Genomic DNA, 15,314 nt, shown 5'->3' with positions numbered 1-15,314 from the left:
GGCCCACAAGCCGAGATAATGGAATGGGTGGAGGAAAATGGGCAATTTCGATGAAACCCTGTCAGCTTGTAAAATATTTGTTACACACAAACCATCGAGACAAGAAAGTGAGTGCTATCAAGGGATTGAAAGGTGGTGGTTTGATTTACAGAAGAAGAAGGAATGTTATTGAATTGTTACATTTGAGCTTTATGGGCTAAAGCAGAAAGAGATAAGTGTATGTTGAACGTAAAAAGAGCATCACAAAACAGGTGATGCTCTTTTAAAAAGCTTCATATCCCAATGGTATTCTCATAGGGTGAGCCATCAACTCTAACCCATTACTTTAATGGTTGATGATTGATGGTTGATGGTCAAATAGAGGTTGTTTATCTCGTGAGCACGTCATCAATTTAGGTAATCACAGAACGAGATTTTTTCAAGCGAACTGAAAGCACGGACATCAAACTGATAAGCACCAATAACCCGGTACCGGCACCACTACGTTCAACATCTTCAGCGCTATCATCACTTCTTTCAGCAATGTCTTCACTTGTTGCTCCAGATATCGGGATAAGTTTCACAGCCACCACCCTCTCGTCACCTACTCCATCATTACAATATGCAAAGTGCGCGGTTGAATCATAAGCCATAGAAGAGGAGCTACTTTCACTCGCAAAACATTGTATTGCCGTCCCTGAGATAACACCCGCATCATTAATGTCGGTTGCGTCCAATATTCTAAAGTGGTTGTTGGCATCACTGTAGTCACCACCGTTAGTTAGGTCGTCTAACCACCAAGCTTGATCATTATATCTTGCACGTCTATCAGCATCGGTACCAATGTCGTTGTAAGGGAAAATGAAGCCGCGATGCCTCCTTTCATGGCCGTCTACTTCAGAGTGAGTTTCTGCGTCAACATAGCCAACAATTTCATTGTAATTATTGATCTCACTTGCTTTTCCTTCTGCACTATCAAAGAAAATGTCTTCACCTAAACTTGCGAAGAATGTAGCTGTTGGCGTTGTGTCATTCGCATCAGCGACAAACATACGATTGTCAGACACACGATCCGACGGATAATCACCATCTCGTTTTGCATAACCAATAACCATCATGTTTTCATTAATATCTGTTGCGACAGAATTACTGTGGATGTATGAATCACTCACTTCTACCGTCGCATTAGCGATAAATGTCGTCGTCCAAGCATTTTCCGAAACGCTGAAATTTGACGTACTGCTTGGCCTAAACACAGCAGCCTGCATAAGAAAGTTATCAGAATCATCTAGTTCCGTATTGTAACCAACTAAAACAGGATAAGAGCTATATGTCCCTCTAGATGAAATCGTTGCAGCCCTCACACTCGCCTGTGCTGAAGCTTCATCATCGTTGTAAGAGTAATAGGTCGAACTGGTTTCCCAATCAGATACTGAGAAACGGTTTCCATCATCATTGGGGCCATCCGCATCGGTTATATTCCAGACAAAAGCTCGATTAGCAAAAGCAAAGTTCTGACACTCTGGATATAAAGCAGGCTCAATATCTTCATCGATACAATTATCTAGATCCTCTGCATCACTGTCGGATGTGTACGGAGAGTCATAATCTTTATACTCATCACTGTAATAAAAAGTCGCAACGGACGCGCTTCCGACCACATAGCTTTCCCCTCCATAACTGAAAGAATCAAAAGCCATCGTTCTTCCCATTTGGGAGATTATATTCGCTTCGCCGTCAGCATCGCTGATCGTAATGCTGGTATCGGCTTCAGGTTGGAGAACCGTAAATTCAGTGCCTGTATCGTAGTAACCACGCTGCCTATACAACTGAATATATTGGTTGTTATAACTGTAGTAACCACTGCTGGTGTTACCAAGAACAAAACCATTCTCGTCAACTTTAGTGATGACCTTCTCCTCTGTTCCATCAACAAAGGAATAACTATAACTGCTCACATCAGGTGGGTTACTGCCAACATCGGGGATCTCACTTAATGAGTAAGAGTCATAAAAAGCCGTGGAATTCGTCTGATAGCTCAGCCCGTAATACGCATCACGCTCATTTTTCAAGCCTCCAATGCCCGCATCATCATCGCCATACCACAATAAAGAACTCCAAGCTTCACAAGTCGCGTAGCCAAGTTCGCTCGTGCAGTAGCTATAGATATCGTCATAATCCAAATAGTAGAACGTGTTATCGATACCAAAGGGGACCTCCTCTTTAAAGGAAAAACCTGGTTCTGCATTTTGAGCTTCCCCTGCGAATGCGTAGTCGGTGTCACCACAACTGGTACTAAAGCAATCCGTTGTACCAAGCTCTGGTTCAACTGCGACCCCGTACACCGATTCCGTTTCTACTGGTGATTCCTCCAAAACCACCCTATAAAGCGCAGCGTTACTATAAGAAGCAACCAACAACGTAGAAGAGACAACGACTGATTTTTTTACCATTGCCTTCATTCTACGGCTCCTAAAAAATAATCCATTTCAATACCAACGATAGCTTTCTGCTTTTATTGCTAAAGGCATTAAATTCATGAGTTCAATAGTTGACTAGGATAAAAATAGAAAATGTGGAAACTATGTAGAAACAATGGAGGTTTAAACAACCTGACTTGATGGGCTAATGATCTGATGCTCTTATAAAGTTAAGCGCTAACTTTCATCTCCTAGATTTATCCATTTTCTCTGCTAATTTGATCGCTAACCTATTTGCGTCAAAGAATTACACTTATATTTGGTTACGAATAGGAATTAAATGATGAACAAAATCACGACGGCATTACTTTTACTGACATCGACATTCGCGCTTCAAGCGTGTGCTGAAAGCCGTGGAGGCCCAAGAGAAATGCCAAGCTTTGAAGAAATGGATGCAAACGGTGATGGCGAATTACAATTAGAAGAGCTCAGAGGTCCGCTCGCCGATGACTTTGATAAACTAGACGCAGATGGAAGCGGTGGTCTATCGGAAGAGGAAGTTCCGCCGCCACCACCAAGACGTCAATAATGGTTAGAGGGTTATCCTAAAATAGTGATAATTCAATGCGAGCTGATGGGGTATAGCACCCTGTCAGCTCGCTATTCATTTCTAACAAAAGAGTGCTTATACATGGCCTAAGATGAATAAAGAAATCAATGTCCATATTTCCCACACGATCGAGGGCTAATATTGGTTTATCTCATTTTATTGTCTTAACTCACTCTATCGTCTTAATTCACTTTAATTTCTGGAGAGAACGTGCGCATATCAATTTTCACCAAACTGTTTGTTTCAATACTAATGGTGTGCGTGACCATGCTCTTTGTACTGACCTATTTTATTAACTCCAGTTTTCAAAGAGGGCTCCAAGATTTCACAAATAATAATGAGATTGCCCTAGCTCAAGAACTCGCCAATAACTTAAAGCAATATTACTCACCTTCCGAAAAGTGGAGGCGGCTAGAGCGTGAACCACATTTAATCGCCAGTAGCATTGGCGGCCCCTCACGACCACATCCTCGTGACAGACACCCATCGCCACCACCATTAAGAGAGCCGGAAGCGCCAGGCCTTCAACCTATTTGGCAACGACTCAACATTTTAGATCAAGACGGGCGAGCCATAATTGGACCGCCTGAAAACCTACATCACCTTGAAGATGGTCAGCATCAAGCGCTAGTCGAAATAACACGGGATGATCAAGTTATTGGGTATATCTCCATCGTCCAGATGGATGAAATATCAGGGCCTTTAGCAGAAAGCTTTTTCAAACAACAAACGACGCATGTAAGCACTATCGCATCGATTACCGTGTTACTTTCATTCCTTATCTCTTTGTTTCTTGTTAGGCGATTTTTGAAACCATTGCGTGCTTTGTCGAAAGGTGCCAAATCTATCGAAAATGGCGATCTCGATTTCTACATTAAAAAAAGCGGCAATGATGAATTGTCTGATCTCATCGGAATATTCAACGGTGTTGTCGAGACACTAAGAAAACAGAAAACACTTAGAGAACAGTGGTTATCAGATATTTCACATGAACTTAGAACGCCTATCACCGTGCTTAGAAGTGAACTAGAGGCGCTACAAGACGGTATTCGATCACCTGAACCAAAATACATCGACTCGTTACATCAACAAATCATCACGTTGGGTCAACTCGTTGAGGATCTTCACCAACTCTCCCTGTATGACATCGGATTTAACCTCAATGTTAAAAACAACGTTGATATACATAAACTGATTGATTCTGTGATCGTTCAAAACTCGATCCGTTTAGAACAAAGAAACATCACATTAACAAAGCACTATGACCATTCAGCCCCACTGTTTACCTCGTGTGATGAGAGATTACTGACACAACTGTTTGTGAATCTGTTAGAAAATAGCGCGCGATACACTGGCGATAATGGGTATGTATCGATAGATGTTACCGACATTAGTGATAGTATTATTATCAACGTTGAAGACAGTGATCCAGGTGTACCTGATGCATCACTTCCACGTTTATTTGAGAGGCTTTACCGCGTTGATAAATCGCGTAGTCGCTCAAGTGGCGGTTCTGGACTTGGATTATCTATCTGTAAAAATATCGTTGAAGCGCACCAAGGACACATTACTGCCGACCACTCAGAATTGGGTGGACTACGAATCATCATAGCGTTACCAAAGGAAATAAAATCGTGATTTTAGTCGTCGAAGATGAGCCTGCATTAGCAAGTGTACTGTGTGAGTACTTAGAGCACTCTGGCCTTGAAAGTCATCATATTATCGATGGTAACCTTGTCATTGACTGGGTAAAGCAAGCATCGCCTAAACTCATTATTCTCGACCTCATGCTACCCAATAGAGACGGGTTGGATATTTATCGAGAGCTGAGAACGTTCAGTGACATCCCAGTGGTTATGGCGACAGCCAAGGTCGAAGAGATCGATCGACTCGTTGGGCTTGAATTGGGTGCAGATGATTATATATGTAAGCCGTACAGCCCGAGAGAAGTAGTCGTGAGGGTGAAAAATATTTTGCGCCGTTCCAACAAGCCCCAAGCCACGTCAACAACGAACGCCATTGATATTGATGAATTGAGTATGACCGCCGTCCTATGTGGTATTAAGCTAAGTTTAACGCCAGCTGAGTTTCGGCTTTTGCACCTTCTCTATCAAAATGTTGGCCGCATTTATAGTCGCGATCAATTGATTGATAAAATCTACGACGATAGAAGAGTGGTCAGTGATCGCACTATCGATAGCCATATTAAAAACTTACGCAAAAAAATGGTCTCGATAAATGAAAAATGTGACTACATTAAATCCATTTACGGGATAGGTTACAAACTAGAAATAGAATAATACGAATCAAAAAGCCGCTGTAGTCAGCGGCTTGATGAGTTCTAGAACGAAGCTAATTCGAATATAAGGTTCGCGTTAATCCCAGTTGAGAATCGACCAATTCGGTTGATCAGCCAGTGCTTTCAAACGCGGGCATGGGTTTACTAGGTAAGCAAAATCAGCGTGTTTACACAAAGGTAAGTCGTTGATTGAATCCGTATAAAAGTGAATGTCTGAGTAGTTAGTTTCTTGATTGTCTAACCACTCTTTTAAACGGGTGACTTTACCTTCACGGTAGCTTGGCACACCTGATATTTGAGAAGTAAAACGGCCTTGGTTTTCAATCAAATCAATACCGAGTGCATTCTCGATACCAATCTTACGACCCACTGCTTCTACTAAAAAAGTGACGCTCGCCGAGATGATCAACATGTCGATATCATCACGCTCCAGCTGCTCTATCAATGGTTTCGACTGTTTGAACTGCTTAGGCAAAATATGTTGCTCAACACACTCTTCAACCAAGGCGGTAACTTGCTCAGTTGGTATGTCAACCAGTGGCTCCATAGCAAACGCAAGGTAGCCTTCCATGTTCAGCTTACCTTCCGAATACAAGCCCATTAAGCGCTGGTCTTCTTCAATAAAGTTGGGCGCAGTGGCAATGCCCTTTTCAACCAAGAACTCATTCCAGAGCATCGCTGCATCGGCATTGATCAGCGTTTCATCCATATCAAATACATACAAAGGTTTGAACATCTTAGGCTCTCACTGATTGAATTTCGTTAAGGTTAAACAGGAGTTCAAGTTGGCTGCCGTTTGCCAACAGTCGTTCAGAGGAACGGTTAAGTAGGTCGACCGTCAGCTCACATTCATCAACGTCCACTTGGTAGCGAATCACGTTACCCAAGAGCTGGTGGTTACGAATGGTGCCCGTTTTCGGCGCGGAGATATGCTCGCCATATTGTCGGCCTTGTTCTTTAACGTAGATAGATTCAGGACGAATCGCCACCTTCCACTCAGTTTCAATGTTGAACAGCTGCTTAGCTTTGTTCGCCTGCACCAAATTGTAGTGCCCCATGAAGCCAGCAACAAACTCATTGGCAGGTTGAGTGTATATCTCTTCAGGTGTGCCTGCTTGTACGATCTCACCTTTATTCATCAAGAAGATGCGGTCAGACATGATCATCGCTTCTTCTTGATCGTGAGTCACGAAGATCGTGGTCAGGTTCATCTCTTTTTGAATATCTCGAATCTGTTGGCGAAGGTGTTTACGGATCTTCGCATCCAACGCCGAAAGTGGCTCATCGAGCAATAGAATACGCGGCTTGACCACCAAGGCTCTTGCCAAAGCCACACGCTGACGCTGACCGCCCGATAACTGATGCGGATAGAACTTTTCTTTGCCCGTTAAGTCCACCAGCCCAATCACTTTCGCGACTTCACGTTTAATCTCGTCAGCAGCAAGCTTTTTCATCTTGAGTCCAAACGCAATGTTGCCCTCAACCGTCATGTTCGGGAACAGTGCATAAGATTGAAACACCATGCCGATGCCACGCTGTTGTGGCACTTGGTGAGTAATCTCTTCGCCGTTCACCCAGATTTCGCCACCATCAACAGGATTCAGGCCTGCCAAGCTGCGCAGTAGAGTTGATTTACCACAGCCACTTGGGCCAAGCAGAGTAATAAATTCGCCCTTCTCGATTGAAAATTCAATATCTTCAAACACCGTGTTGTCACCAAAGCGCTTGGTGAAGTTTTTCGCATTTACATAGCTCATTATTTTGTTCCCTGGCTGAAACGACTTGCCAACCAAGTCAGTAAGAAAATAAACAGGAAGTACGTCATCACTAGGGCTGACGTGAAGTGGCCGCTGGTTTGACGCATGTTGTATAGGTAGATTTGCAGTGTCTCGTAACGTGTACCCACCAAGATGTTGGCGAACACGAACTCGCCCAATAGGAACGAGAACGACAAGAACAGGGACGCCATTAAGCCTTTCTTAAGGTTTGGCAGAATAATCAACAAGAACGCCTTGGTGGTGCTTGCACCGAGCAAGTGTGCTGCATCCATCAAGTCATGCAAGTTAATCGCTTCAAAGCTGTTGGCAATCGCGCGGTACATGAATGGCAGCGCGATGGTGAAGTAAGTACCAATCAAGATCCACGGTGTGCCTATCAGTGAGATTTCGCTGTCTGCATACAGCTGAAGCAAGCCGACTGACGACACTACTGGCGGCACCGCGAACGGCAATAAGATCAGGATGTTCATGACCTTGTCGAGCTTCGGGAAATAGTAAAACACCACGAAAATCGCAGGCAGAACCAACACCACACTCAATGACAGCGCCGCCACACAGATAAACAGGGAACGACCAAAGGCTTGTAAGAAGCGAGGATCGGTCAGCAGGTTGATATACCAATCTAACGTGAAACCATCTGGCAGGATCGTTGCGCCCCATCGAGAAGAGATCGAGTAAATAAAGGTCGCTAAGATCGGGATCATCATGATGCCGACAATCGAATAGACAACCGTTTTATGAAAGCGAGTATTTACGGTGTTCATTACTTTCTCTTCCCTGCGTAGCTTTTGCTGATAAGCCATTGGTTAATCACGGTGATGAAGGCCAGCATCGCCATCAGAATCACTGAAATTGCCGCAGCTAGGTTTGGTTCTAAGAACAAGTCGCCCGATACCAAGCTCGCGATTCGAATCGTAATCACGTTGTAGTTGCCCGAGGTCAACGCATACACGCTCGCATAGGCGCCAATCGCATTGGCAATCAAGATGATGAAGGTGCCGAACAAAGCCGGAGATAACACAGGCAGCGCTATTTTGGTCCAGTATTGCCAAGTTTTCGCGCCAAGCAATGCAGAAGCGGCTTGCCAGTCGTCACTCAGAGCATCAAACGCTGGATAGAGCAACAACACCGCCAATGGGATCTGGAAGTAGATGTAAATCGCCAGCAAGCCCCACTTGCCGTAAAGGTCGAAATCACCCAGCAATCCATACTGCTTGAGCAACAAGGTAATCGCACCGTTGGTCCCAAGGATGATGATGAATGCGAACGACAGAGGCACGCCTGAGAAGTTGCTGCTCATATTGGTGAAGGCAATCACCGCATCGCGGATTTTAGAATCAACGCGGCGCAATGATGAGACGAGCAGAGTCGCGATCGCTAAACCAACAATGCTCGACCAAATCGACAGCCATAAACTGTTACCGAAGGCCTGCATCATGAAGGCAGAATCGAATATTTCAGAATAGTTTTCGAGAGAGAGCTCATCGTCGTAGAAGAAGCTGTTGATCAGCACCCAAACCATAGGTGCCAGTTGGAACAGATAGAAAAACAGCGCGAAAGGTGCAAGCCACAAAGCGGGCTTGAAGCGTTGAAACAAAGATTTAGTTTTGGGTTGAAGCGCAGAGCCATCGGTCTGCGTGATTACAGAACTGCTCATAGGGCCAACAATTCCTGAGTGTAAGATTTATCGTGTTCAAGGTTGAGTAACTGACAGACGCTGCCGCAGATATCGGTCTGTTTCACTGAACATTCTTGGTGTGTGAACTTATCGCCAATCACAAAGAATGGCACTTCACGCTCTTCAGGCAGAATGCCACCGTGAGACATGTCATTGTTCATGCCATGGTCACTGGTGATGATCACTTGATAACCATCGTCTACCCATTTCTCAAGGTAGTTCGACAGGTAGATATCCGCGCCACGTGCACTATTGCGATACTGGCGAGAGTCCAGCCCATGCTTATGTCCCATGTCGTCAATGTTCATTGGGTGAATCAGCAAGAAATCAGGCTGATGAGTCACGCGCAAGTGCTCTGCATCCAAGAACAAGGCTTCATCTGGGTAGTGATCCCAGTGGTAGAAACAACCGTGTTGAATGTTCATGGTCTCATCGTTGGTGAAACGGTCGCGTACTGCATCAAATGGCGCTCGGTTATATAACTCGCTCACCCAATGGTAAGCCGCAGCTGCCGTCACTTTGTTCTGCGACTTCGCCAAGCTAAATACCGACTCGTGATTCGACAAACGCACGATTTGGTTGTTGACGATGCCACTCTCAACAGGGCGAACACCGGTCAGGATGCACTCATACAGTGGACGTGACATAGATGGCAGCTCACACTGCACAGGGTAAAGCGTGGCGCGCAGCTTGTTTTTTTGCGTGCTCTGCGAAGTGCTCTGTTTATTGTACGAATCGCCTTGGTTGCTGTGCATATCGCCCTGTTTTTCATGCATATCGCCCTGTTTTGTCTGCAAATCGCTTAGTTCTAGAAGACCGTTCAGGTAGCCCATGCAATCACGGGCTACCTGATAGTTCAGTCCATCTAGAACAACAAGGATAACCTTATTGCTCATGGTCTATTCTCTATTGCTTGTTTCTATAAGCCACCCGTACAGGTGGCGTGTTAAGCGGGGTTATTGCTGGTGAATCAATACGCTTTCTTGCCATTGACGTGGCAGGCGGCGTGCTGATTTTTCCCATGCTGAGAAGTCAGATACTGGGTGCACGTTGCTGTATTCATCGTTCGAGATCAGCTTGTCTTGTACTGATTTAGGCAACGTAACGTTGCTACGGATTGGACGTGCGTAACCTTCTGCCAGGTTGATTTGGCCTTGGTCGCTGAAGATGTATTCACGAGCCAACTTCGCCGCATTCGGGTTTTGTGCGTATTTGTTGATGATGGTGGTGTAACCAGAGATCACTGAGCCATCTTGTGGAATGCTTACCGTAAAGCGCTCACGGTCAATCTTGTCGCGGTAGTTCAGTGCGTTGAAGTCCCACATGATTGCTACTTCCACTTCGCCTTTTTCAAGGTTCGCGATGCTTGGGTCGGTGTAAGATAGACGGCCTTGCTTCGCTAGTTCACCAAAGAATTTAATCGCTGGTTTTAGGTTCGACTCGTCACCGCCATTAGCAAATGCTGCCGCTAAAATCGCGTTGTTTGCTTGCGCGGCTACGCCGACATCGCCCACTGTGACTTTGTAGTCGCCTTCTAGTAGGTCACTCCAAGTTTTCGGCGCATCTTCAACAAGGTTGTTGTTTGAAATGAACGAGATAGTACCTGTGTAAGCCAGAGCCCAGTGACCATCTTTGTCTTTTGCCCAGTCTGGAATGTCATTCCAAGTGGTTGGTTTGTATGGCTGAGTGACGTTTTTCTTTACGGCCACACGTGCGAATGCGAAACCCACATCACCGATATCTGCAGTTGCGTTTCTTTTCTCTGCTTCAAATTTCGAGATCTCTTGAGCCGAGCTCATGTCTGTATCCTGATGCTTCAAACCGTAGTTTGCTTTCAGATCAGTCCATGTGCCTTTCCAGTTTGCCCAACTGTCTGGCATACCTACACTGTAAACCGCACCCTCTTTTTGAGCGGCTTCAATCAGTGACTCAAGATCAGCATCCTTCGCCATCGCTGGCATTGAAAGTGTTGCCGTTATTAGCGTTGCGCCGATTAATTTTGCAGGTGAACCAATCAGTTTGGCTGGCGATACAGTTGAACGGCTAAGCAAAGTTTTCATTGTCTCTATCCCTCTGGACTAGGTCAGTAAGTTCGTTTTGTATGCTATCGCCAGAGTGTGACGCTTTCGCGCAACTTATTTGACAGTTAGGGTGCATTTTCGTGGCAGTTATATTTCACTCATATGACAGTAAGCCTTTGTTTACTGTCACATTCCTGTTAACTCCATGGTTTACCTTATTGAGCATACGAACTTATGGACTAGATCAGTAATGAGAACATTGGCTACAGCGCAATCAGGGACACAGCTAGGCAGAATTAAGGCGAGCATTAGAGAGCAGCTTCAATCAGGCATCTTCACCGAAGGGCAAAAACTGCCATCCGAAAGAGAGCTCAGCGAGCTGTTTTCAACCACACGAATTACGCTCAAAGATGCGTTGGTCTCATTAGAAACCGAAGGTTTGATATACCGAGAAGAGCGCCGAGGCTGGTATGTGTCACCCGAACGTGTTCGCTATAACCCATTATCACGTTCTCACTTTCATCAAATGATTCGTGAACAACACCGCATAGCAGAAACCAGACTGCTCAGCACCCGTACAGAGATGGCGACAGGCGATTACGCCAAAGCATTAGAGATAGAGCAGATAACGCCAATACACGTGATTGAGCGCTTGCGTTTTATTGATGGTAGAGCAGTGCTGTTTGTTGAAAATGTACTGAAAGCGCCCTTATTTGATGGTGTCTTGTCGGAAAACCTCACCATGTCGCTGACAGGCATCTACCGAGAAAAATACGGCTACGAGACCCAACGCTCGCGTTTTGATGTAATTCCCACTTCAGCCCCAGCCTATGTCGCTAAGGCGCTAAATTTGGCTGAGGGTCAACCGGTGCTGAAGATCTGCCGTGTGAACTACAAGCAAGATGGCGAGTTGATGGACTGCGAACTGGAATACTGGCGACCAGACTCAGTAGTGATCCACATTGATAGCATTGGCTAGTACCACATCCTCTTAATGCGGTAGCAACACAAATACAAAAACTCCGACTGATTCAGTCGGAGTTTTTTAACAATCAAACATTAAGGTGCGCGAATCATCTAGCTCATGAATCAAGCTTGAGGAACTTCCTTACCCTTGTTGAATCTGGGTTAGTGAAGAACTTCTCAGGGTTGGATTTCTCAATCAAGATGCCCTTCTCAAGGAATACCACCTGATCCGATACCTGACGCGCAAACTCCATCTCATGTGTCACAACCACCATGGTGTAGCCCTCTTGCGACAGTTTCTTCATCACCAACAACACCTCTTCGACCAATTCAGGATCGAGTGCTGACGTTGGTTCATCAAACAGCAACACATCCGGCTCCATCGCGAGAGCTCTGGCAATCGCGACACGTTGCTTTTGCCCACCCGATAACATGCTTGGGTAGTTCTCTAGTTTGTGCGACATCCCAACCTTATCGAGTTGCTTACGTGCCATCTCTTCGGCGTCTGATTTCGCTATCTTCTTAACGTGAACGAGCGCTTCCATAACGTTTTGCAACACGGTGAGATGCGGCCATAAGTTGAAGCTTTGGAAAACCATTCCAAGACGCTCTCGAAGTTTCGCCAACTCTTTGTATTTGAGTGGCTTACCCGTTTCAGAGTTGATACCAATACGCTCATCACCCATAAAAATCGTGCCGCGCTCTGGCTGCTCTAACCAGTTCATGCAACGCAGTAGCGTCGATTTCCCCGAACCTGACGAGCCGAGAATACTCACCACATCGCCTTTGTTGATGTTGAGGTTGATGTCTCGCAGTACTTCGATGCCATCAAACTGTTTCGACAGGTTTTCAACCTTGATGATCGTCTCTCGTTCTTCCAATAGTGGCTCGCACTCAATCACTTCCAAATTCACGCCCAAAGAAGGGTTAATCGGTGCTTCCGTTTCAATAATCTCTGATTGTTTAAGCATGGCTAAGTCCTCTAAGTTCAACTTTGGTTTGGATTCGTTTGGTGATGCTTTCAAGTGCAATACTCACAACCCAGTAGAGCGCGATAGCAATGATGAACGCATTCAATGGGATGAAGTAGGTCGATTGAATGCTGTTGGCGGCCGCGGTAATTTCTGCGACGGTGATGATGCTAAGAAACGCAGTGTCTTTTAAGCAGATGATGAGTTGGTTAGTGATCAGAGGAACCGACTTAAACAACACATTTGGGGTAATAACTCGGGTAAATGTTTTGAATTTAGAGAAGCAATAAGCGTGCGCCGCTTCGATGTAACCTGGCTCTAATCCTTTACGAACACCTCGGAAAATCTCACAAAAATAGGTACCGTGATAGAGACTTAGCGCGATGATTCCCGCTGTAATCGCATCGAGTCGAATACCAACCTGCGGCAACCCGTAATAGAGCAGGTACGCTAAGATAAGAAACGGCAAAGTGCGCATCATGCCTATCAAACTATTGATGGTGTACTTCACACCAAGTTTTGAGTTTTCGAGGCAATACAACAAACCGATGCCTATGATGAAACTCAAGATTGAAGACGAAACAAAAAGATAAAACGTGGTCACAAAACCAGAAGCAAACAGCTCTTTTTGTTGCCAGATAATATTCCATTCTTCCATATTTACTCCTTAAACTTACCCGCTCAATAACGCATCACAAGCAGGTAAATGGTGTTTCTGACCAAGTAGCCATGACGGCTAAACTGTTGCTGCTACTGTAAACAGATGTATGCACTTATTGCTGCAGATAAGTGGCTCGGTTTTCAGCCACAGCTTGCAACTTCACCAACACGCCAATAATCAACATGTAAATGGCACCGGCACATAGAATCGGCCCAAGTGGTTCATAGGTAACCGCAGAGATTCGATTGGTGACACGAGTTAGGTCGACGATGCCGATCACCGCAATCGCTGGGCTGCCTTTGATTAAGAACGACATCTCATTGACTAGCGCTGGTAGGCTCATGATCACCATTTGCGGGAACATGATGCGGCGAAAATAAGTGATACGTCTCATACCAATGGCTTCTGCCGCTTCCATTTGTCCTTTTGAAAAGTTAAGAAAGGCATTGCGCCAAATCTCTGCATTGAATGCCGATGTATTGAGTGTGAGAGCTAAAATAGCAGAAACGTGTTTATCTAAATTGATGCCAAATGACGGAAAAGAAAGGAAAATAAACAGAGCCAGTGTCACCAAAGGCGTTGCTCGTGCCCAGCTGACATAGATACCCAACATTTGATCCACAAACGGGATTTTCATCATTCTAACTAAGGCAATCATTAGGCCGATGACGACACCTAATACAATCGATACTGCCGATATCCATGCCGTTGCCCACGAGCCCTGTAGCAACTGTTCCCAAGCGTAATAATCCATAAACGACCTCTTTGATCAGCGACTTCTTTCGATAGATTGTGCGCCAAAGACTCATGGGTTAAACCGCTTTGAACCCATTGGCATGGACACAAACAGCCGCTAACTGTTTGTGTCGGCGCATGCTTATTCATCTATTGAACGGCTGTTAGCTTGTGATACTGCTCAACCGAAGTGATGGCTTCTGAAGGGAGTTGGTCGAACGATTCACCGAACCACTTCTTCTGCAACTCTGCCATTTTTCCTGTTTGCTCAAGGTGTAGGAAGAATTCCGTTAGGTAAGCCAAAAGCTCAGGATTATCTTTAGGAACTGGCCAGCTAACGAAACCTGGGCCAGAGACTGCTTCGCCTTTTTTGAATACCTTTGACTTGGATTTCACTACCTCGTTAACTGAAACCACACTGTTGATCACATAGTCTATTCGGCCGATTGCCAAGTCGGAATACGCTTCTGGGTAGGATTGATACTGCACCACTTTACCCAAAGATTTGCCTTGTGCTTCGAGCATCACTTCGAGCTCTGGAAGCCTTTCTAGCAAAGCACTGCCCGCTTGTAAGCCCACTGTTTTTCCATCTAAATCGACTACCGTATTAATATCTTCCGCGTCAGCTCTGGTTAAGAAGTAATGCTGCGCTGAAGCGATAGGTGGAGTGAAATCAAAGGCCTTCAAGCGAGCATCGGTAATGATCGCGCCAGTTAACGCCACATCATATTGACCCGCAGATACCGAAGCGAGTAGTCCTGTCCAAGGTAAGATCTCTTGTTCGATATCGAACTTCGAATATTCACGTAACTCATCAAGCAAATCTTTGTTAATCCCCGCAGGCTTACCGCGGTCGATATAGTTGAATGGAGAGTAGTTGTCTTCTGTCGCCACTTTCATGAAGCCTTGCTTTTCGATGGCTGCAAGCTCCGATGCTTGTGCGACTCCAAAACAACCCAGTACAACTGTCGCTGCCGCTGTTGAAACCCATGCCTTCATCGTCATTCCCTGTTTCATACGCTTTCCTTATCGAGATTATTTGCCTGCCTTTACTTTATGAACGGAATGCATCGGAGACGTAGAGCCAATTTAATTTTCAGGTTGGGACAGAACGATTTTCTAGTTTGGGACAACGTAATTTTCGGGGTTGAGAGAGCAAAACACACTCTTAAAACATCAATATGAACTCTGGCGCA

General features: G+C 45.2%; 15 protein-coding genes. 4 read left to right on the top strand and 11 right to left on the bottom strand.

The genetic code is table 11. The features are described from left to right. Positions 1–392: 392 nt before the first annotated feature. Positions 393–2,441: a DUF3466 family protein gene (locus AB4583_RS06560; RefSeq protein WP_372116842.1), complete on the bottom strand. Its 2,049-nt coding sequence runs from the start codon at positions 2,439–2,441 to the stop codon at positions 393–395. Positions 2,442–2,742: 301 nt separating this feature from the next. On the opposite strand from AB4583_RS06560, the gene AB4583_RS06555 reads away from it, so the two are divergent. The 3 genes from AB4583_RS06555 (at position 2,743) to AB4583_RS06545 (ending at position 5,309) form a co-directional block, all read left to right on the top strand. Then, complete coding sequence (locus tag AB4583_RS06555) at positions 2,743–2,988, top strand: hypothetical protein (protein ID WP_372116905.1); 246 nt, start codon at positions 2,743–2,745, stop codon at positions 2,986–2,988. A gap of 288 nt (positions 2,989–3,276) precedes the next feature. After that, positions 3,277–4,647, top strand: a complete 1,371-nt coding sequence (locus AB4583_RS06550; protein ID WP_372116840.1) for an ATP-binding protein — start codon at positions 3,277–3,279, stop codon at positions 4,645–4,647. After that, on the top strand, positions 4,644–5,309 hold the full coding sequence (locus AB4583_RS06545; RefSeq protein WP_017094156.1) for a response regulator: 666 nt from the start codon (positions 4,644–4,646) through the stop codon (positions 5,307–5,309). The genes AB4583_RS06550 and AB4583_RS06545 overlap by 4 nt, the downstream gene beginning before the upstream one ends. A 75-nt stretch (positions 5,310–5,384) precedes the next feature. Here the strand turns inward: AB4583_RS06545 and AB4583_RS06540 are convergent, their stop codons facing one another. Genes AB4583_RS06540 through AB4583_RS06515 form a run of 6 tightly spaced genes read right to left on the bottom strand, consistent with a single transcriptional unit; the run spans position 5,385 to position 10,824 of the window. Beyond that, complete coding sequence (locus AB4583_RS06540) at positions 5,385–6,044, bottom strand: HAD family hydrolase (RefSeq protein ID WP_372116838.1); 660 nt, start codon at positions 6,042–6,044, stop codon at positions 5,385–5,387. Between the two features lies 1 nt (position 6,045). Beyond that, complete coding sequence (locus tag AB4583_RS06535; RefSeq protein ID WP_372116836.1) at positions 6,046–7,065, bottom strand: ABC transporter ATP-binding protein; 1,020 nt, start codon at positions 7,063–7,065, stop codon at positions 6,046–6,048. Continuing rightward, a complete protein-coding gene (locus tag AB4583_RS06530; RefSeq protein WP_004732591.1) occupies positions 7,065–7,850 on the bottom strand; it encodes an ABC transporter permease in 786 nt (261 codons plus the stop codon). Before AB4583_RS06530 ends, AB4583_RS06535 begins: the two co-directional genes overlap by 1 nt. Continuing rightward, a complete protein-coding gene (locus tag AB4583_RS06525; protein WP_102502128.1) occupies positions 7,850–8,743 on the bottom strand; it encodes an ABC transporter permease subunit in 894 nt (297 codons plus the stop codon). Before AB4583_RS06525 ends, AB4583_RS06530 begins: the two co-directional genes overlap by 1 nt. Further along, positions 8,740–9,660, bottom strand: coding sequence for an alkaline phosphatase family protein (locus AB4583_RS06520; RefSeq protein WP_372116834.1), 921 nt, complete (start codon positions 9,658–9,660; stop codon positions 8,740–8,742). The genes AB4583_RS06525 and AB4583_RS06520 overlap by 4 nt, the downstream gene beginning before the upstream one ends. 60 nt (positions 9,661–9,720) lie before the next feature. Further along, the gene (locus AB4583_RS06515) at positions 9,721–10,824 is read right to left on the bottom strand and encodes an ABC transporter substrate-binding protein (protein WP_372116832.1); all 1,104 of its coding nucleotides are present in this window, start codon (positions 10,822–10,824) and stop codon (positions 9,721–9,723) included. Positions 10,825–11,035: 211 nt separating this feature from the next. On the opposite strand from AB4583_RS06515, the gene AB4583_RS06510 reads away from it, so the two are divergent. Continuing rightward, on the top strand, positions 11,036–11,764 hold the full coding sequence (locus AB4583_RS06510) for a UTRA domain-containing protein (RefSeq protein ID WP_017061230.1): 729 nt from the start codon (positions 11,036–11,038) through the stop codon (positions 11,762–11,764). A gap of 103 nt (positions 11,765–11,867) precedes the next feature. On the opposite strand, the gene AB4583_RS06505 is transcribed toward AB4583_RS06510, so the two are convergent. From AB4583_RS06505 to AB4583_RS06490, 4 genes are all read right to left on the bottom strand, one after another. Further along, positions 11,868–12,722, bottom strand: a complete 855-nt coding sequence (locus AB4583_RS06505) for an amino acid ABC transporter ATP-binding protein (protein WP_372057682.1) — start codon at positions 12,720–12,722, stop codon at positions 11,868–11,870. After that, positions 12,715–13,380: an amino acid ABC transporter permease gene (locus tag AB4583_RS06500; protein ID WP_372116830.1), complete on the bottom strand. Its 666-nt coding sequence runs from the start codon at positions 13,378–13,380 to the stop codon at positions 12,715–12,717. Before AB4583_RS06500 ends, AB4583_RS06505 begins: the two co-directional genes overlap by 8 nt. Positions 13,381–13,495: 115 nt before the next feature. Continuing rightward, entirely contained in the window at positions 13,496–14,137 is a 642-nt protein-coding gene (locus AB4583_RS06495) for an amino acid ABC transporter permease (RefSeq protein WP_372116829.1), read from the bottom strand. Between the two features lie 131 nt (positions 14,138–14,268). Further along, entirely contained in the window at positions 14,269–15,135 is an 867-nt protein-coding gene (locus AB4583_RS06490) for a transporter substrate-binding domain-containing protein (RefSeq protein WP_372116827.1), read from the bottom strand. Between the last annotated feature and the right edge of the window lie 179 nt (positions 15,136–15,314).

Origin of the sequence: Vibrio sp. 10N.222.49.C12, assembly GCF_041475025.1 — a bacterium.
GTDB lineage: Bacteria > Pseudomonadota > Gammaproteobacteria > Enterobacterales > Vibrionaceae > Vibrio > Vibrio crassostreae_C.
The sequence above is the reverse complement of the archived record's forward strand: the minus strand, read 5'-3'. Positions and strand labels throughout refer to the sequence as shown.

Coding starts and splice junctions, on each gene's coding strand:
- AB4583_RS06560 (WP_372116842.1), bottom strand. CDS start 2,441: ATGAAGGCAATGGTAAAAAAATCAGTCGTTGTCTCTTCTACGTTGTTG.
- AB4583_RS06555 (WP_372116905.1), top strand. CDS start 2,743: ATGAACAAAATCACGACGGCATTACTTTTACTGACATCGACATTCGCG.
- AB4583_RS06550 (WP_372116840.1), top strand. CDS start 3,277: ATGCTCTTTGTACTGACCTATTTTATTAACTCCAGTTTTCAAAGAGGG.
- AB4583_RS06540 (WP_372116838.1), bottom strand. CDS start 6,044: ATGTTCAAACCTTTGTATGTATTTGATATGGATGAAACGCTGATCAAT.
- AB4583_RS06535 (WP_372116836.1), bottom strand. CDS start 7,065: ATGAGCTATGTAAATGCGAAAAACTTCACCAAGCGCTTTGGTGACAAC.
- AB4583_RS06530 (WP_004732591.1), bottom strand. CDS start 7,850: ATGAACACCGTAAATACTCGCTTTCATAAAACGGTTGTCTATTCGATT.
- AB4583_RS06525 (WP_102502128.1), bottom strand. CDS start 8,743: ATGAGCAGTTCTGTAATCACGCAGACCGATGGCTCTGCGCTTCAACCC.
- AB4583_RS06520 (WP_372116834.1), bottom strand. CDS start 9,660: ATGAGCAATAAGGTTATCCTTGTTGTTCTAGATGGACTGAACTATCAG.
- AB4583_RS06515 (WP_372116832.1), bottom strand. CDS start 10,824: ATGAAAACTTTGCTTAGCCGTTCAACTGTATCGCCAGCCAAACTGATT.
- AB4583_RS06510 (WP_017061230.1), top strand. CDS start 11,036: ATGAGAACATTGGCTACAGCGCAATCAGGGACACAGCTAGGCAGAATT.
- AB4583_RS06505 (WP_372057682.1), bottom strand. CDS start 12,722: ATGCTTAAACAATCAGAGATTATTGAAACGGAAGCACCGATTAACCCT.
- AB4583_RS06500 (WP_372116830.1), bottom strand. CDS start 13,380: ATGGAAGAATGGAATATTATCTGGCAACAAAAAGAGCTGTTTGCTTCT.
- AB4583_RS06495 (WP_372116829.1), bottom strand. CDS start 14,137: ATGGATTATTACGCTTGGGAACAGTTGCTACAGGGCTCGTGGGCAACG.
- AB4583_RS06490 (WP_372116827.1), bottom strand. CDS start 15,135: ATGAAACAGGGAATGACGATGAAGGCATGGGTTTCAACAGCGGCAGCG.